This is a genomic window from Pandoraea sputorum, from assembly GCF_000814845.2.
Taxonomy (GTDB): Bacteria; Pseudomonadota; Gammaproteobacteria; order Burkholderiales; family Burkholderiaceae; genus Pandoraea; species Pandoraea sputorum.
On record NZ_CP010431.2, the window covers coordinates 3,627,840 to 3,645,721 of the forward strand.

The following is a 17,882-nucleotide window of genomic DNA, read 5'->3' on the forward strand; positions in this document are numbered from 1 at the left end:
AATCGGCCAAGAAGGGACGCTCGACGTCGACACCAAGATCATCGGATGATTAGCGCGTGGGTGACTCATTTCCATTGGTAAGCTGCTGCTCGCACGAACCGCGCTCGGACCTCCTCTGGCAGCCATGAAAACCGATGGTTTAGCCAGCTATCACAAGTGTCGCAGCACTCCGAAATGTCCGTTTTCTGCCAGTTGTCAGAGCGACACGCCTCCATCCAGATCTGCCCGAATAGTGCTCGGCCCTCAGAATCATCTGCGAGTTGCTTTAACACAGCGGAAGCGAATGTCCATGGCTTTTCCCAATCGCGAAACGCAATCGCAGCCTTAATGAGTTCCGATTTGGCCATGATGAGAAAACGAACCATAAATCGTCGACGATATCACGACGGGCGTCTGCACTCAGGGGACTGAAAGACCGTTTTATGTCGAAAACAGCCTTGCATAAATGGCCGAAGTCGGCCAGTCGCGGACACTCGATCGCCGGGGGAACGTCACCGCGAAGCGGACGTTCGCGATAGCTCGCTCCACGTGCTATAAGCGCTCGGGCTCGGCACACGAGCACACGACATCTTCCTTATCCGGCACACGGTTTTCCTAGGCAGTCCACTGGGCGCCGTCACAGCGCAAGAAGCGCCACAGGACGAATGGCACGGCCGTGGTTATTCCATGCCCGGAGGGAGCAACGCCGTTTTGCGCCGCGCGATGCGTAACAACGCGTCCAACTCTGATGAGTGTTGCGCATTCCTGTAGGCGAGGCCGAATCCGATCCAGAATTCCCTTTCCTTGAGCGGCCTGAAAGTCGCACCGGCGCGCCGCACCTTCGTCATCGACTTCGGTATGAAGCCGATGCCTCGTCCGTTCGCCACTTCGGCCAGCAGGAGGTGGTGATCCGCGGGCTCCGTCAGTCTGCGGCTCGGCGCATGCCCGAGCTTCGCGAACACTTCCTCGTAGTGATCGAAGAATCCGGGATTTGTTCGGCGCTGCGGCCAGAACAGGGGTTGGTCATTCAACTGCGCGATCGACAGGACTTTGTGTCGCGCGAGCGGATGCCGTGCGGGAATTACAGCGACCAGCGGCTCTTTGTGCAGCGGTTCAACCACCAGCTCCCCTGTTGTGCTTGGCAGCCCGATCAAGGCGACATCGAGCGCGCCACGCTGCAGGCGCCGGATAAGCTCGACGGAAATGGCGGCAACGAAAACCAGCGCCCCGTCAGGAACCGCTTTCTTGAAGGCAGGCTCGAGGGACGGAAAGACCTCCGGGTCGAAGACCTTGGTATAACCGACCTTGAGCTGCCGGGGCGTTCCCTTTGAATGCCGTCGTGCGGTTTCGACCGCCTTTGCGGCCTGGAGCAGCGTCTTCCTGGCCCCCTTCAGGAATTCGCTGCCCGCTGTCGTAAGTTCCGCGCCCGCCGAATCGCGATTGAGCAATGTCACGCCGAGTTCGCTCTCGAGCTGTTTGATCTGGCGGCTTAGAGGCGGTTGTGACATGTGCAGTCGTTCAGCCGCGGCGCGGAAGGTGCCTTCCTCCGCCACTGCGACGAAGCACTCCAATTGGCGCAGATCGATTCGTATCCTCATGCAGAAAAGGTATCACGAATTTGGTCTTGGCCCATTGCATCTTCCTGCCCGTATGCTCCGTTCCACTGACTTCGAGAAGGAGCAAATCAGACATGGATACGTGCAAGCGCAAGGACTTTCAGCAGAGGGGCATCGCAGCCGAAACGCTGACAGCGGCCGAAGGCAAAACACAGATGAATGGATCTACGGATCAGACAGGCATGACGGCCCTCTTGGGCGCTTCCGCTTCCGGAACCAGTACGGAACGTTATTCTCGGGGTATAGAGGTGCTGAAGCGGATCGGTGGCGCGGGCTACGATATCCCAGTCCACCGTCTGGCGCAGGTTGCCCCGGATTTGGCACGATTCACGGTTGAATTTGCCTACGGAGACATCCTGTCGCGGCCGGGGCTGGATCTGCGCCTTCGCCAGATCGCCACCGTCGCCGCGCTGCTGGCCCATGGCAGCGTGCAGCCGCAACTGAAATATCACATGACCGGCTTCCTCAATGCCGGTGGCGAGCCAGCAGAATTGGTCGAAATGCTGTTCCAGGCGATTGCTATCCTTGGGTTTCCGGTCTCGATCGACGCCGTGGGCATCGTTCGCGAGATCTTTCGGGAGCGCGGTCTAGTTTTCGATCCGATAGCCCCAGCGTCCGACGATGGCACTGCGCGATATCAGCGGGGCCTCGAAGTGCTCGACGCCTTGATGGCCAATCCGGAGGAGTACATGGAAAAACTGGAAAGCACTTCACCCGAACTCGCTCGGTGGTCGGTCGAGTTTGCCTTCGGTGATATCTTCGTTCGCGAAGGACTCCATCCAAAGGCAAGACAGATCGCGATCATCTCGATGCTCGCGGCAGCCGGCAATCGTAGCGATCTGCTCCGCCTTCATATCGAAGCCGGGCTCAAGTCGGGCCTGTCCCGCACCGAGATCACCGAAGCCCTGATGCAACTGGCTGTCTACGCCGGGTTCCCGAGCGCTCTCAATGCCTTTGGAGTTGCGAACGCCGTCTTCACGAAGCCGGAGCAAAAAGAGAAAGAAGGGGCTGGCGGCCGGGTAAGCGCGAATGCAATCGTCTCTGAAACTCGCAATGCTCGCAGCGAACGCGGATTGACGACTCTCGCCAAGACTTCTGCCCAGGCGGGTGAGGCCGTGGTCAACAGCTTTAACGACCTAGCCCCAGATATCGGCCGCGCGATCGTCGAGCACTCCTACGGCGACATCTTCAGCCGTGCCGGGCTCGACGTGAAAACGCGCGAGCTTGCCGCATGCTCGGCGCTCGCCGCTGTGGGAAGCAAAGCGACGGAGACGCCGCTGCGGGTCCATGCGAATGCGGCGCTGACGGCGGGCGCGACGCAGGCGGAAATCGTCGAAACGCTGCTAAACCTTCTTCCCTATCGCGGATATCCCGCAATCGAGGAAAGCATGCGTGTCGTCAGCGAGGAATTCAGAAAGCGCAGCGATTCTGACGTAGGCGCGCTAATTTCCTGAATGTCGGCTTTGCTCCGATTCGACGTCCGGTTCTGGGAGCGGTCTACGTCGGCTTGGGGTCGGAACCGGACGCCAGCGATCGGCCAATTTGAGACGTTCGACGCTGGCATCCATATCATGGACAATGCTCCGCAGTTTTTTGCCCGCATCCCCGACCGTCAAGGTTTCGATAGTTTAGGGGTCAGGAAAAATGCCACAGACGATCTATTGTTGGCACTTCAGGATAGATGTATCGATGCTCGCCGAAGACGAGTGGGAAATTAGCAGTACCGGATGGGCTGGTGCTGCGGACTATTTTCCCAATTCAGTTCCACCGAGCTGAGTGCGCTGCGGCAGTCCCGCGCACCGTGGATTGGAGAGTTGTGCTTCTTGGAATGCAAGCCATATTTTTGGGGGCACTGGTCGGCTAACGGGACGCCTGGTTCAGGACTATGTCGCCACTGCCCGCCCGATCGACAGAATTGGCCCTGTCGGACGGTCGATCGGGGAGCCCTGGGGCGGCTCGAGGGTGATCTCAAACAACTGATTGGGCAGAAGCGGCGGGAGGTTCTCGAGCGACACCTCGACCGGTACGCCCGCCTTTAACAGCCCCAACGAAACTGGACCGGACCATCCATCGGCCTTTGTCCACAGTTGCAGCGTCTTGTTTGCCTCCATCGGCGCTTGTTGTTTCAGTGGGATCAAGCGCAACTTTTTGTCGGTGCCTACCTGCAACAACCAGCCCGGACTCTTATCCTGGGGAGAGGCGAGCACGACGACGAAGCGCGGCGGTGACGGCGGTGTGCCCAGCTTCACCACTAGCGCAATCGAAAGAAACAGGGCGGCGCAGGCGACGGCACCGGACGTGAATCGCCAAAAGCGGATGTCGTCCCAGCAGCGACGCCATACTGAACGCTGTACGCCAGAAAGCGTTCGGTTCAAGCGCTGCCAGAGTTGCGCTGACGGTTCGAGCGGCGCCACGTTATCGGCCAACGGTTGCAAGCGGGCCTCCCATTGGGCGACCTTCGCGGCCAGGATCGGCTCGTGCCGCAGCCTTGACGCCACGGCTTGTCGTTGCTCCCAAGACAGGGTGCCGATGACATATTCGCCAGCGAGGTCGTCGAGCGCGATGAGTTCCTCTGGGGTCATTCCATGCACTCACGAAGGGATTGGAGGCCACGGCGTACCCACGCTTTCACAGTCCCAAGGGGTGACCTAAGACGCTCTGCAATTTCGCTATGCGAGCAGCCATCAAGATACGCGTAAAGAATGCTGGCGCGCCGGGGACCATCCAATCGATCCAGACACCCGGCCAGACGGCCTCGCATCAAGGGGTCGGCGCCCAATGAGAACGACGTCGGGAGCGACGACGTGTCGGCGTGCATATGGGCATCAAGCGTCTCCTCATCCGCATCGACTTCCTTGCTTCGGCGACGGACGGTGTTGAGTGCCTGGTGCCGGACAATGCTGAAGAGCCACCCGCGGCCAGAGCCGCGGGTGGCGTCGAACGTTGCGGCTTGAGTCCAGATACTGACGAACGCATCGTGCAACACGTCTTCGGCCAACTGCCGGTCGCGTACGATGCGTTGCGCAACGCCAAGCAGATAGCCCGCGTCGCGCTCATAGAGTTGCCGCAATGCCTTGGCGTCTTGCCTGCGGCACGCTGCAATCAATGATTCGTAGTCAAACTCATCCGTACTGTCGTGCACAGGCACCCCTCGGAAGCGATAGGCGGCATGTTGGTACATGCCGCCGAGGATCGACTACGCTTTCCGGAACATGCCTTTCGCCTCAGGTCTTGTCAAGATGCCTTCCAGAAAATGTAGTCGGCCTGATACTTGACGGTTTGTTTCGCACCCTTCGACGCCATGCTGCATGGCGAGGTCGGCGCCGTGCCGCCTTGCGTCGCCAGTCGCTGAATGTACGTCACCCCTTGCATCGCACCGGTACCCGTCGCGGGATTTGCCTTGACCAATTGCAGCGGGATGTTGCCGGAGCCTGCGGGCGACACTGCCACCTGTGTCGCCGTCACCTTGGAGCCGTCCATGGACTCCCAGGTCGCGGGCGGACCATAGTATTTCCCGACCACGCTGCCCGACCGGTCGCTCAACGTGGCGTCAGGTCCCACAAAGGTCCATTCGAACTGGCCCGCAGCGTCTTTCTTTTCCCGGCACTCGTAAAGAATTTCCCCTTTACCCGACGTCTGCATGGCGACCCGATGGCCTTCGGGAACCTTCACGGCGTCCGCAACCGGCGCCGACGGGGCATTCATTTGCATACCTCCCGCGCAAGCGCCGAGAACGGCAGGGGCAAGTACGCTGACAAAAACGAAGCGCTTCATGACATGACTCCTGTGTAGGTTGAACGGGCAAGATGTCTCGATTTCGGGAACATCACCCTCTCTACACACGAGATGCCGATTTGGATGCGGTGAATCGAAAATATTTGATTCAGTCTGCTCTGCGGGCAATCGAATGCGGCGGCAGCTTCGATGGACGGCAGTGAGAAGGCGTCATGGCTGGCAGCTGGACAGACGCTCCCCCATGACGGATGGACGATTGATCAGGACTGGTTGAATCTTCTTGAGGCAAAGGACAACTCGGCGCTGCGACTTTGTGGCAGTGGGTTAAACGCAACGTGTAGTCTGAGCCTGAGAAAGAACCTCGAACAAGTCGAGCCGACATTCAGCGGGACTAGCCCAGGATCGCCGCTGGTAGACGTTCGCCAAAGTGCTCCCCAGCCCTCGCCTGCCAAACGACACTCCGGTCGATCTACTTTTTCTTTTCGGGGCGGGGCATGTCGCGACGCCGTCGGCACAGGGAACGAACCCAATGCCCCCTCCGTAAGATGTACTTACTGCAGATGTACTTACTGCGCCGCCCCCGGCGCGGGTGTCGCAGTGCCTGAGATTACCGGACACGACGTCGGTAATGCGCGCCCGAACAACACCGCGAGTCCGCACGCGGAAGTGAACATGCCAAGTCCGTCATGTCCGACGCCGGGCACTTCTACGACCTGCTGCGCGAGACCCTCCGGATGGCGCTTCTTCAGATAGGCGAAATACGCTAGCCCCCGCGCGAGCCGGTACGGGCCCTGCGCCATTCCCGCACATGAGCGGTCAATGAAGTGTGTGTATGGATTCGTGTCGGCCTGCCCGAGCAGGTACACGACATCGCGCGCGACATAATGCGCTTCGAGGTTGCGCACATCCTGCGACGCCACGTAGGGTGGTGCAGACTTCAGGCCGTACTTCCATTGCGTCGCACGCGGGCACGTGCCGTCAGCAATTGCCTGCGCGTTCGGCCGCTCATCGTCGAAATACAAATAGCTCGATGGATTCGCAACCACGTAACGCACCACGATGCCAGCACGCGCGAGTGCATCGCCTTCGCGCCCCGTCACGGCGTAACGCTGCAACAACTGCGCACCGGCCGAGTGTCCCATCATGACGACTGTCGACAACGACGGATACAAGCGACGGTCGGCGAAATGTGCAAGCAACGCGTCGAGTGCCTCGAACGAGCTGATCGGCCCCGGCTTACGTGCAGGCTCCCCGCCCTTCCATCCTTCCTGCGACCACGCTAGCGTCGATGGCGGCAACGAAAACGCCCGTGTATCAGCGGACGTCAGAAACTGCGGCGCAACGACCATCGTGTCCTTACGGGCCTCAGCGGACTTCTCGACAACCTGTAGCCCTGAAGCGTAATAGACATCGGCATTGCGCAATGTACCGTGCATCACGATGAACACACGCGTCACGTCAGGTACCGGCTGATTCAGCGGATGGTCCGCGTAGACAGGCAGCAAAGCGCTGCCGTGCGGTGTGTCGACGGCAATGCGCTGATCGGCAACCGCTTTGACCGGCGCTTCAAAACGGGCCCGCTCGTCTGACGTGGCTGCCTGAACCGAATGGGCGCAGCTCAACACACCGATCAGAACGCTGGCCCCGCTCGCCCTCATGAACGGAACGGAGCGCTTCAATACGCTACGGATCGACGTCGTCAACGACGAACGAAATGGTGCGAAGGCAACAGTAATGGGCGGCATGATGGCAGTGGATAACATCACATGAATACATTCATCGATCGGGCGGGTCACCACGAAACGCCTCTCGTTGATCTTGTAGCGAATGTCCGTCTGCAGAGTATCGCGCACTCGAAGTCGGATCAAAATGACAGATTCGGACAAGCCCCACCCTTTCGGTCGACATCGAAGCATCCGTGCTTGCGATAATCGAGATGGCTCCCCGCCACTCGTTCGACGCATAAAACATGCCGGTCATCTTCTTCAAAAGGCGATCCGCTCTCAGTCGCCTGCTCCGCTTTCTGTATCCGAAAAATCGCCGACGAACCAAGGCCGTACGGGACTTCGACCGCAAGACAGCCTACTACGATCCCAAGCCATTTCGTCGCCGCCGATAGCCCTGATGGCACAAGATTCAATCACTGCACCGTCCGGCTATGTCCTGCAAGCTTCGGCACCATCTGCGCATACACCGCCGGGTTGCCAGCGACGATTTCGCCGAGGCGCAGGAAATCGCCGCCGCCCGCGTAGTCGCCCACACGGCCACCGGCCTCAGTAATCAGCAGACTCCCGGCGGCCATGTCCCATGCGTTCACGCCCTGCTCGAAGAAGCCGTCGAGCCGTCCGGCGGCGACGTTCGCGAGATCCAGCGCGCATGCCCCCGGGCGTCGCAACCCAGCACACGCACCGCTCATCTCGACGAACAGCCGTGTGTAACGCTCTACGTCGTCCGTATCCCTGAACGGGAAGCCGGTGCCGATCAACCCATCGGCCAGTTGGTCTCGCGCCCCCACCCGAATCGGGCGCTCGTTCAGAAACGCCCCGCCGCCACGCGTCGCGGTGAACAGCTCGTTCGCGTTCGGGTCGTAGACCACCGCCTGAACCACCTCGCCCCGATACGCCAGCGCAATCGACACGCAGTAATACGGGAACCCATGGATAAAGTTCGTCGTGCCATCCAGCGGATCGATGATCCACTCGAAGTCGGAACCGCTGACCTCGCGCCCAGACTCTTCCGCCAGAATCGCGTGATCCGGATAGGCTCGCCGAAGCATGTCGATGATCGCCGCCTCCGACGCCCTGTCCACCTCCGTCACGAAATCGTTGTGCTGCTTCTTGCTGACGGTCAGCCTGCTGAGATCGCCCGAGGCGCGATGGATGATCTGGGCCGCGCCCAGCGCAGCATGGATCGCGACATTAAGCATGGGATGCATGGAACGAAATCCTGATGAAGAACGGCGACAACAGCCGCCCAAGGAATAAAACGAAACACAAACGCGTGACGCCGCATCACACCTTCATAGAACGCGGTGCATCGTCGCCATCGGACGCGCCGCGCCGCCAACGCGCGTTGCGCGCCACCAGCTCACGCACCAGCGCCCAATCCGCGTGCTCGCAAAAGTCGAGCATCATCGTGCCGCACGGCCCATCGAACGTGGCGAGCCGCGCGCTCAGCATGTCATTGATGCCGCGTTGATCACGCCTGACACCGCCACACGCCACGCGATACGGATTCGCGCCCATGCCGGTCCCGCTACAAAAGTTGACCACCCAGCGCTCAGCCGCAAATGCATCGCGGCGAGCCAGCAGTGCATCGATCCTCTGCCACTTGAAATCGATGGACGCTTCCACCGGTACACGGTATTCATCCTGAATCGTGAACGACGCACCTGCGTGCTCGATGTCGAACGTCGCGTTATCCGGCCACGCCGTGAGATCGATCCCCATCGGCGCAATCGACATCGGCGCACGCGCAAAGCGCCGCCACAATACAATCGCCCCGCGCACATCCCCCAGTCGAGGAATCGTGTCGGCCAGATACCAGCGGACATGCGCCGCATAGCGCTGGACGTACGACGCAAAGGTCTGCGCGAAGCTCTGCGAGCAGTGCCGGTCGCCACACTCGTCCTTCACCGACATCACGATGCACTCGCCCGGATGGCGCACAAAAAACGCCGCACACGTCGCGATGACGTCGTCGAACATCAGCCCCAACGCAATGCGCTGATGATTGATGTGAAACACATCGTCCTCGTGACGACAGCGAATATCGAGCACCCGCACGCCGTGCGCCAGCTGAACAGCCAGACTTACACGCTGCGTACGGGCGAGCGCGTCGTCCACGGTGTAGGCGCACGTGTCGTGACTGCCAGGCAACGTGAGGCAGTTAAGTGGGATGTCGTCACGCAGATCCGTCATCCAGGCGGTCTTCGCGACACGTGTTACCGTTGCATCTTGTTCGTTCGTCATCTTCTTGCCCTTTTCGTCGTGCACGCTGCGCGAAGCAAGCTTTGCGTCCCCTTACTCGCCACGCCATGCCGAAGAAACAAACGTCCTGGGTCACCGCCGCCGACGTCGCCCGCCACGCGGGCGTGTCGCGCTCCGCCGTCTCGCGCGCGTTCTCGCCGACCGCCAGCATCGCCCCGCAGACCCGGGAACGCGTCATGGAAGCCGCACGCTCGCTCGGCTATCAGGTCAACCTGATCGCCCGCGAAATGATCATGCAGCGCAGCAGCATGGTCGGCGTCGTCACCGCGGGCTTCGAGAACCCATTCCGCGCGAAACTCCTCGCGCAAATCATTGCTGCCCTCGGCCGTCACAAACTCACCCCCATCGTGGTGAACGCGGAAGATCCCGTGCAAATCCAGCAGTCGCTCGACATGCTGCTGAGCTACCGGATCGGCGGCATCATCATGACGTCAGCCTCTCCCCCGCTCGGACTCGCCCGCCAATACCTCGAAGGCGAGATTCCCGTGGTGATGATCAACCGCGCGTCGAACCTGCCCGGCGCAGACGTGGCAGTGAGCGACAACGCCGAAGGCGCCGCACTCGCGGCCCGGCTCCTGATCGACGCCGGCGCGACACGCCTCGCCTTTGTCGGCCCGACCAAACCCAGTTACAACGGTCGCGCCCGCTGCGCCGGCTTCCTTCGTGCGACACAACACATCGCCAAGGAAGACCCGGCACTCGCCCACGCAGTCGAAACCCACAGCACACCTGGCGACACCTACGAATGCGGCGTCGCGGCGGCACACGCCCTGCTCTCGCCACAACACCGACCAGAGCAAGCCCCACGCCCCGATGGCGTGTTCTGCTCGTCCGATTTGCTCGCGCTCGGTTTCATCGACACGGCGCGTCTGCACTTCGGCATGCGCGTGCCGCAGGACATCCGTGTCGTCGGCTTCGACGACATCCCCGCCGCGAACTACGACAACTATCAGCTCACGACCATCGCTCAGGACACGCATGCGCTGTCGGACACCGCCATCGGACTGCTCATCGACCGCATGAACGCTTTCTCGGGTGCCTCGCGAACGCGTATCGTCCCGGTCACGAGCGTCGTGCGCAGAACTTGCGCCTGACGACCCCGACCCTGTCCGTCATTTGAGTCCGCCGGAGAATCCGTGCAGCAAATAGCGTTGCACGTATCCGGCGACGGCTAACGTCGGCAGCGACGCGATCATGCCCACGCTCATCAGATCGCCCCAATCGATGCCGTTCTCCGTGACATAGCCCGCCACTGCGAGCGGCAACGTGAACTTGCTCGGCGACGAGACGAACAGCAGCGCAAGCAGAAACTCGTTCCAGGCGGCGATCAGCACGAAGATCGCCGTCGCAACCAATCCCGGGGCACACAGCGGCAACATGATGTCCACCAGACGACGGAACAGCCCGGCGCCATCGATGCACGCCGCTTCGTCGTAATCGACGGGAATCTCACGCACGAACGACAGCAGCATCCAGATCGACAACGGCAGCGTGTACACCTGATAGGCGAGCATCAGCCCGAGCACCGAGTCGAGCAGATGCAACGTCTTCGCCAGCGAAAACAGCGGCACGGCGACAGTAATCGGCGGCATCAGCTTGACCGCCAGGACAAGCATCAGGAACACCACGTCGAGCCGCCCCGGGAAGCGCAAACGCACGAGTGCGTAGGCCGCCGGAAATGCCAGCGTCAGCGACAGCAGTGTCGTGCCACAGCTCACCAGCAGGGAATTGAGCACCTGACGGCCGATGCCGCTCTCCCATACGGTCAGGAAGTGCTGCAAGGTCGGTGCCTGCGGCCACAACGCGAGCGGATGATCGAGACGCTCCAGCGTCGGCGTGAACGCCGCACCCAGCATCCAGACACACGGCAGCAGCAACATCGCCAGCGCAGCGATGCGCAACGCCCAGAGCAGCGTTTGCTGCCCAGACCGGCGGAACATGGGGGACGACGTGCCTGCACTTATCGCACTCATCGCGCCCCCCGCTTACGAATCGACATCCAGACATTGACCGAGACGAGTATGGATGCGACCAGCAACATCAGCACTGACGCCGCACTCGCGGGCCCCACACTGAAAAAGCGAAATCCGGTGTCGTAGACATAGGTCGACAGTGTCTGCGTCGCGTTGCCGGGACCACCTCCGGTGAGCGCATAGACCTTGTCGAACAGTTTGAACGTGTCGATCGAGCGCAGCAGCATGGCCAGCACGAACTGCGGCACAAGCAGCGGCAGCGTGATGTCGCGCAGACATTGCCACTCGCTCGCGCCGTCGGTGCGCGCCGCTTCGAACAACTCCGGATCGATGGACTGAATACCCGCGAGCACGATCAGGAACGCCATGGGCGTCCATTGCCAGACGTCCACAAGAATCAGCGACCAGATCGCCAGCCCCGGATCGGACAACCATTGCACACCCGGCAAACCGAACTTCGCGAGCAGCGCGTTCAGGAACCCGCCGAAATTCAGCCAGTTGCGCCAGATGGCCGAGCACACCAGCGTGGAGAGCATCATCGGCAGGATCAACAGCGGCATGACGAAGCGCCGCCCGCGAAACGCTCGGGAGAACAGCAACGCCAATGCTGCGCCGAGCACCACCTCGCACACCGACGCCACGACCGTGAAGTGCACCGTGTTGATGAAGCTCGCGGCGAAGTTGTCGTCGGCGAGCACCGCCCGATAGTTCGTCAGCCCGGTGAACGCCCGGTGCCCCGACGCGTAGTCAACCTGGAAGAACGAATCGAACAGCACCTGCAATACCGGATACAACGCCAGCACCGCGATAACAAGGAATGCCGGGCCCACCAGCCAGATCAGGGGCCACCAGCGACGTGCAGCACGCATGGAATCGTCGGGACGTTAGTTGGCAACGGCTGTCAGCACCGGCGCGATCTTCTGGGACGCCTGACGCAGCGCAGCTTCCGGCGTGAGTTGCCCCGTAATTACGAGTTGCAGGGCGTCGCCCAGCAAGCTCTCGATCTGCTCCCAGTTCTTCACGCGCGGACGCGCGCGTCCGGCTTCAAGCGCTTTCAACTGATCCGGATACCAGCGGAATTGCTTCACGAGCGCGGGATCCTCGAACACGCTCTTGCGCGTGGGCGGAATGCCCATCACGGCCAACCGCGTCTGCGTATCGCGCGACGTCAGATACGCCAGGAATTCCTGTGCGAGCGCGCCGTGCTGCGCGTCCTTCGGAATGGCCACCTGCCAGATACCGAGCATCGGTGCCGGCCCCCTGACCTGCCCCGGCGGCGCCTGCAAGGCGACCTCGCCGACCACGCGCGACTGCTTCGGATCGTCCAGCGCAGGCACCCACGCAGGCCACACTTCGATGGCTTGCGCCGCCGCGCCCTTCTGCAAGGCATCGCGCACTTCGGCCGCGCCATAGACCGCAACATCCTTCGGAGCATGCGCCTTGAGCGCGACGAACATCTTCAATGCGGCGAGCGCCTGCGGCGAATCGATGACGGCGCGGCCGTTCGCATCGATCACGTCGCCACCGTACGCCCACAGAATTGGCAGGAACCCCGTGACCACCGGATTGCCCTTGGTGCCGCGAAACACCACGCCGGATACGGTGGCGTCGGTGCCGGTCGTCTGGGCGATCTTCAGCACGTCGTCCCAGTTGCGCGGTGCTTGCAGCTTGTGCTTCGCGAGCAGATCGCGACGATACGCAAACATCTCGACGTTACCGACGACCGGCAACGCGTACAGATTGCCGTTCGGCCCACGGCCGAGCGCCACGGTCGATGCCACCATGTCGGCATCGACCAGCGTCGCAGGCAGCGGCTTGAGCCAGCCATTGGCCATGAATTCGGGCGACCAGGTGTCGTCCATCATCACGAGATCGTAGGCGCCCGTGCCCTCGCGCATCGACAGCTTCAGCTTCTGATAAAGGTTCGCGTTCGGCAACTTCAGCAGCTCGATGTCTGCGGACGGATGCGACTTCTTGAAGCCAGCGACGGCTTCGGCGAGGCCCTTGCCGTAGATATCGTCACGCCCGGCGATCACGAGATCGGCCGCGCTCACGCTCGTCGCCACGACGAACAGGCCAACGGCGGCGGCAACGGCGGCTGACAAAGCGCGCAGACGGATAGACAGTTTCATGCGATCTCTCACTGGGTTGACGATGGCATCGAGCTTTGTTTGCACACGTGTGCAAACTCATCACTGAAAAATGCCACTTGCATGGCATGACCGTCATTCTGGCGAGGGATCGTTAAAGAATTGTGGCAAGCGAGCGGCCCGGCCTCGCTAAAGTTTCCGGCTCACGTGCCGAAGAAAGATTTCATGCCCCGAAAATTTGAGCATTGATGTCGCACCATCAGCGGTTGCGACGAAATGCACGACCCGGGGTGCGCACGGGGAAAGGCAGCGGTATGCCTTGTAAGTCAGATGTCGAGGAGAAAAAACTATATGTTGGTGAAAGTAGTGCTGGGCACACTTGCCGGTGTGGTGATGATGCACGCGGCGCATGCCGAAGACGCAGGGGACTGGATCACGGCAGCGGAAACATCGAAGTTTGTCTGGCAGGGAAAGCGCGGCAGCGGAACGATGACCAATGTCGATGGCAAGAAAAACAACGGCTACAAGTACCTCTATCAAAAGAAGAATAAGACCAACAACACTTACGACTACGGTCAGGCCGTGGTGTTGCTCGAATCGTGCCGCAAAGGTTACGGATTCGTGTACTACAACGGCATGGAAGGCCAGTACGTGAGCAAGGATCAGTTCGTGCGCTTCGGCCCGACGGTCGCAGACAATATCGGCACGTTGGCCTGTCTGAGCTGGGACAACGAGACAGGTCAGATCTCGCTGGCCGAGAAGAAAGACGCGTGGGAGTTCATCGCCTCGGTCAAGGATTCGGGTAACAAGGTTTATCTGAAGAACGATACGGCACGCAAGCGTACGTACAAGGGCAAGCCGTCCGTGTCGATACTGTCGCGCTTCGACAATCTGCGTGAAAACACTTTCGATTACAACGAAGTCATCATTGCCTCGTCGGATTGCGAACGCGGGTACGGAACCCTGTACCAATTGAATTTCGACGGCAGCGTTTCCGACAAGTGGGATATCGCGCTGAATGGCAAGTCGGTCGCATCGGCGATCGGCGATGCAGTTTGTGGCAAGCGATGAGCCATTGATTCGTTAGCGGCGAATAAAAAATGGGCGCTTCATCGCGCCCATTTTCGTTGGATCACACTGCGTCACGCATCCGGACGCGCGCCCTTCACCACCGCCGCCGCATGTCCGGCAGCGTCGCCATGACGACGCCCTGCCATCTCGCTGCTGCCCGGATCACCCGCAGGCAGACGGTGATTTTCGATGTCCTGCACGACCTGAATCGCCGTGGCGTCGATGCCGTCGGTCAGCAGCTTCGGATCGAGGCCGATGCCCAGCACCATCACGGCCATCGCGCCGAGCAGTGCGAACTCGCGACGGCTCACGTCCTTGAGCGACGCCACACGGGCATTGCCCACACGACCGAAGATCACGCGCTTGTACATCCACAGCGTGTAAGCCGCGCTCAGTACCAGCGTGAGCGACGCGAGCGCGCCGATCCAGAAGTTCGCCTTGATCGCAGCCATCAGTACGAGAAACTCGCCGACGAAGCCCGACGTGCCCGGCATGCCGACGTTCGCCATCGAGAAGAGCATGGCGAAGGTCGCAAAGCGCGGCATCGTGGCGGCCACCCCACCATAGGCATCGATGGACGAGCTACCGGTGCGGTCATAGAGCATGCCCGTGCACAGCAGCATGGCGCCCGACACGATGCCGTACGAAATCATCTGCATCACGGCGCCATCGGTCCCCATCTCGGAGAAGAGGAACAGGCCCAGCGTCACCAGCCCCATGTGCGCCACCGCCGAGTACGCCAGCAGCTTGCGCAGATCGGTCTGCACCAGCGCCACAAGGCTCGCGTAGATCACCGCGACCAGCGAGAGCACTACCATGAGCGGGGCGAGGAAATGGCTGGCGTCCGGCAACAGCGGCAAGTTAAAGCGCAGTAGCCCGTATCCGCCCAGCTTCAGCATGCCGAGCATGACGGCCGCACCGGTCGGTCCGTCGAGGTGCACCTCGGGCAGCCACGTGTGGACCGGCCACATCGGCACCTTGACCGAGAATGCCCCGAGAAAGCCGATGAACAGCATCACCTGTATCGCGAGCGGCAGATGCAGTGCCTGCCAGCGTGCAATGCCGAAGCTCTGCGTCTGCATGTACAGATAGAGCATCGAGACCAGCATCATCAGCGAACCGGTCAGCGAAAAGAAGAAGAACTTCACCGCTGCGCGCGTGCTGTTAGCCCGGCCGTAGACACCGATCAGCAAGTACAGCGGCAGCAGCGTGGCTTCGAAGAACACGAAGAAGAGCATGCCGTCCTGCGCCGTGAACACGCCCTGCATCAGACCGGAGAGCACGAGGAAGCTGCCGAAATACGCACTCATGCGCGTGGTCACGGCACGCCACGACGCGAGCACGACGATGATCGTCGTCACACCGGTCAGCGCCACGAGCCACAGCGAGATGCCATCGATGCCCACATGCCACGACGCATCGAACGAGTCTATCCAACGGAAGCGCTCGACGAATTGCAAACTGGAAACACTGGTCCGGAATCCGCGCACGAGCGGCACGAGCGGCGCAGCCGAGATGACGGCGGCGACGAGCGACGCCCAGCGAACGGTATTGGGGAATCGATCCTGGCCGAGCAGCATGACGAGCGCGCCAGCCACAATGGGAAGCCAGATCAGAAGGGACAGGATGGGGAACATTGGGGGGTCCTGGTGTGCCGCAACAAAAAACGAGCGCAAATGCGCTACGTTGACGGCGCCAGGGACGAACCTACCCCGCGCGCATCGCGAGACGCGAAACGCACAAATCAAGGCTGTTCAATGCCTGCGGGAGGGGACGCCGGGCGCAGGGGCGTCAACGAAGGTGGCAAGCATACGCGTCCGAAATAAATTTTGCATCGCAGCAAATTTTACAAATGATTGCGGACGCTTTGTCCGACCGGTCGGTCGGCAATTGTCACGTCGACGAGAACACCGCGCGACAATGAGCCGCAGTCGGGATGCGCACGCGCATGACAAAGTCAATCGATGCGCGCGCCGGTTTCGTCAATAACGCATTGTGAAATTTGAGGACAGTGCGGCGCGTTGCTCAGGCCTTCGGACGTCGCAGATCGAACATCGGACCGATCTCGGCATAATCGCCGAGATAGCCTGCGCGCATGACCGGATGCGCTTTGGCCGTATCGAAGAGACCGTCTTCGCGCAGGAACTCGCGGCGGATGTGCACGCCGACCACCTGCCCCAGCGCAAGCCAGTTGTTCATCGGTTTGCCGTCCAGATCGTGCATGCGCACGATTTGCAGCAGCTTGCATTCGAGCGACGCGGGCGACTCTGCCACGTGCGGCACGTCGACATTGACGCCAGGCGCTTTGGTCAGGCCCGCCAGTTCGAATTCGTCGACCTCATGTGGCACGGGGGCGGACGTCCGGTTCATTTGCTCGACGAGCGACTTGCTCGTCAGATTCCAGACGAACTCGCGCGTGGCTTCGATGTTCGCGAGGGAGTCCTTGTAGCCTTCGCTACAGAAACCGATGATGGCCGGGAACGAGGCGAAGGCGCCGAAGAAGCTGTACGGCGCGAGATTGACGCGGCCTTGCGCGTCACGGCTCGAAATCCAGCCGATCACGCGCGGCGCGACAATCGCCTTGAACGGATCGTGAGACAGGCCGTGGCCTTTGGCCGGGTCGTAGAAGTGAACGTCGTCGGGATGGGACATAGAGGTCAGTCATCAGCTGTGTTGCGGGATTGCGTCGATGCTATCGCACTCTGCGAGGTTGCGTCGGTCGACCGTTAGGCCCATTACCCATTGGCCCCATTAGACCCGTTAGACCCGTTAGACCGCTACACAGACGCGCCACGCCCAAGTCGCGCAATCAGCTCGCCATGCGACGGCCACTGCGCGGCGAGCGCCACCGGGTCGGCCATCTCGAAGTCTTCGAAGGCGAAACCCGGCGCAACGGTGCATCCGACCAGTGCAAAATTTGTCGACGGAGCGGGCTGCGCGGCGAACCAGTGACCAGCAGGCACCACATGCTGCAACTGCTCGCCGTTCTCGACATCGTGCCCGAGACATGTTGTCGTCAGGTGTCCAGAGGGATCGATCTCGTGAATCCAGAGCGTGCCGCCGAGATGAAAGTGCCAGACTTCGTCGCTGCGGATGCGATGAAACGCGGAAAAATCGTTCGCTTCGAGCAAATAGAGAATCGCAGTGGAAAGGCTGCGTGGACCGGAGAAACCGCCCGGCAGCGCGTCGGCGGCGACCATTCCGGTGGCGCGGTACGTCTCGCGATAATGCCCGCCCTCGGGGTGTGGCATCAGCCCCAGCGAGGCGACGAGATCAGCGGCAGACGGCATATCGGACTCCTTGTAGGTCAATCTGGGGGGAAGACAACGGAGGCACGCGCGCATCGATTCATCAGACGAAACAACAATTCCGCCCATCAAAACACGCATCGACATCGCGCAGCTCCGACACCTTAGCCGAAAATGCGCG

Annotated in this window: 16 protein-coding genes; 3 read left to right on the forward strand and 13 right to left on the reverse strand. The window is 61.1% G+C overall.

The annotated features are described in order from the left end of the window. Nucleotides 1-659: 659 nt before the first annotated feature. Entirely contained in the window at nt 660-1,577 is a 918-nt protein-coding gene (locus NA29_RS16020) for a LysR family transcriptional regulator (RefSeq protein WP_039399536.1), read from the reverse strand. A 92-nt stretch (nt 1,578-1,669) separates the two neighbouring features. On the opposite strand from NA29_RS16020, the gene NA29_RS16025 reads away from it, so the two are divergent. Then, nucleotides 1,670-3,049 (forward strand): carboxymuconolactone decarboxylase family protein, encoded by a 1,380-nt coding sequence (locus NA29_RS16025; protein ID WP_224786839.1) that lies wholly within the window; start codon nt 1,670-1,672, stop codon nt 3,047-3,049. A gap of 429 nt (nt 3,050-3,478) precedes the next feature. Here NA29_RS16025 and NA29_RS16035 read toward each other — a convergent pair whose 3' ends face one another. The 6 genes from NA29_RS16035 to NA29_RS16060 form a co-directional block, all read right to left on the reverse strand. Then, the gene (locus NA29_RS16035; RefSeq protein ID WP_039399537.1) at nt 3,479-4,177 is read right to left on the reverse strand and encodes an anti-sigma factor; all 699 of its coding nucleotides are present in this window, start codon (nt 4,175-4,177) and stop codon (nt 3,479-3,481) included. Further along, nucleotides 4,174-4,776 (reverse strand): sigma-70 family RNA polymerase sigma factor, encoded by a 603-nt coding sequence (locus tag NA29_RS16040; protein ID WP_052252986.1) that lies wholly within the window; start codon nt 4,774-4,776, stop codon nt 4,174-4,176. The genes NA29_RS16035 and NA29_RS16040 overlap by 4 nt, the downstream gene beginning before the upstream one ends. Before the next feature lie 53 nt (nt 4,777-4,829). Beyond that, nucleotides 4,830-5,300, reverse strand: coding sequence for a DUF3455 domain-containing protein (locus NA29_RS16045; RefSeq protein WP_371328939.1), 471 nt, complete (start codon nt 5,298-5,300; stop codon nt 4,830-4,832). Nucleotides 5,301-5,896: 596 nt separating this feature from the next. Next, entirely contained in the window at nt 5,897-6,988 is a 1,092-nt protein-coding gene (locus tag NA29_RS16050) for an alpha/beta fold hydrolase (protein ID WP_150777480.1), read from the reverse strand. 482 nt (nt 6,989-7,470) lie between these two features. Further along, nucleotides 7,471-8,265, reverse strand: a complete 795-nt coding sequence (locus NA29_RS16055; protein WP_039399539.1) for an inositol monophosphatase family protein — start codon at nt 8,263-8,265, stop codon at nt 7,471-7,473. A 76-nt stretch (nt 8,266-8,341) separates the two neighbouring features. Further along, nucleotides 8,342-9,301, reverse strand: a complete 960-nt coding sequence (locus NA29_RS16060; protein WP_052253279.1) for a phosphatidylinositol-specific phospholipase C — start codon at nt 9,299-9,301, stop codon at nt 8,342-8,344. 65 nt (nt 9,302-9,366) lie between these two features. On the opposite strand from NA29_RS16060, the gene NA29_RS16065 reads away from it, so the two are divergent. Continuing rightward, nucleotides 9,367-10,413 carry a LacI family DNA-binding transcriptional regulator gene (locus tag NA29_RS16065; protein WP_039399544.1) on the forward strand — a complete coding sequence of 349 codons (1,047 nt, stop codon included), beginning with the start codon at nt 9,367-9,369 and terminating at the stop codon, nt 10,411-10,413. An 18-nt stretch (nt 10,414-10,431) separates the two neighbouring features. Here the strand turns inward: NA29_RS16065 and NA29_RS16070 are convergent, their stop codons facing one another. The 3 genes from NA29_RS16070 to NA29_RS16080 are packed head-to-tail and all read right to left on the reverse strand — an operon-like array spanning nt 10,432 to nt 13,424. Then, on the reverse strand, nt 10,432-11,292 hold the full coding sequence (locus tag NA29_RS16070; RefSeq protein WP_039399554.1) for a carbohydrate ABC transporter permease: 861 nt from the start codon (nt 11,290-11,292) through the stop codon (nt 10,432-10,434). Further along, nucleotides 11,289-12,161 carry a carbohydrate ABC transporter permease gene (locus tag NA29_RS16075; protein ID WP_039399555.1) on the reverse strand — a complete coding sequence of 291 codons (873 nt, stop codon included), beginning with the start codon at nt 12,159-12,161 and terminating at the stop codon, nt 11,289-11,291. Before NA29_RS16075 ends, NA29_RS16070 begins: the two co-directional genes overlap by 4 nt. A gap of 15 nt (nt 12,162-12,176) precedes the next feature. Then, nucleotides 12,177-13,424 carry an ABC transporter substrate-binding protein gene (locus NA29_RS16080; RefSeq protein WP_039399556.1) on the reverse strand — a complete coding sequence of 416 codons (1,248 nt, stop codon included), beginning with the start codon at nt 13,422-13,424 and terminating at the stop codon, nt 12,177-12,179. A 309-nt stretch (nt 13,425-13,733) separates the two neighbouring features. Between NA29_RS16080 and NA29_RS16085 the strand changes: the two genes are divergently transcribed. Further along, a complete protein-coding gene (locus NA29_RS16085) occupies nt 13,734-14,453 on the forward strand; it encodes a hypothetical protein (RefSeq protein ID WP_039399557.1) in 720 nt (239 codons plus the stop codon). A gap of 71 nt (nt 14,454-14,524) precedes the next feature. On the opposite strand, the gene NA29_RS16090 is transcribed toward NA29_RS16085, so the two are convergent. The 3 genes from NA29_RS16090 to NA29_RS16100 all read right to left on the reverse strand — a co-directional run bounded on the left by NA29_RS16090 (nt 14,525) and on the right by NA29_RS16100 (nt 17,743). Then, on the reverse strand, nt 14,525-16,090 hold the full coding sequence (locus tag NA29_RS16090) for a complex I subunit 4 family protein (RefSeq protein ID WP_039399558.1): 1,566 nt from the start codon (nt 16,088-16,090) through the stop codon (nt 14,525-14,527). A gap of 388 nt (nt 16,091-16,478) precedes the next feature. Beyond that, nucleotides 16,479-17,105: a flavin reductase family protein gene (locus tag NA29_RS16095; RefSeq protein ID WP_039399559.1), complete on the reverse strand. Its 627-nt coding sequence runs from the start codon at nt 17,103-17,105 to the stop codon at nt 16,479-16,481. 125 nt (nt 17,106-17,230) lie between these two features. After that, nucleotides 17,231-17,743 carry a cupin domain-containing protein gene (locus NA29_RS16100; protein WP_039399560.1) on the reverse strand — a complete coding sequence of 171 codons (513 nt, stop codon included), beginning with the start codon at nt 17,741-17,743 and terminating at the stop codon, nt 17,231-17,233. Between the last annotated feature and the right edge of the window lie 139 nt (nt 17,744-17,882).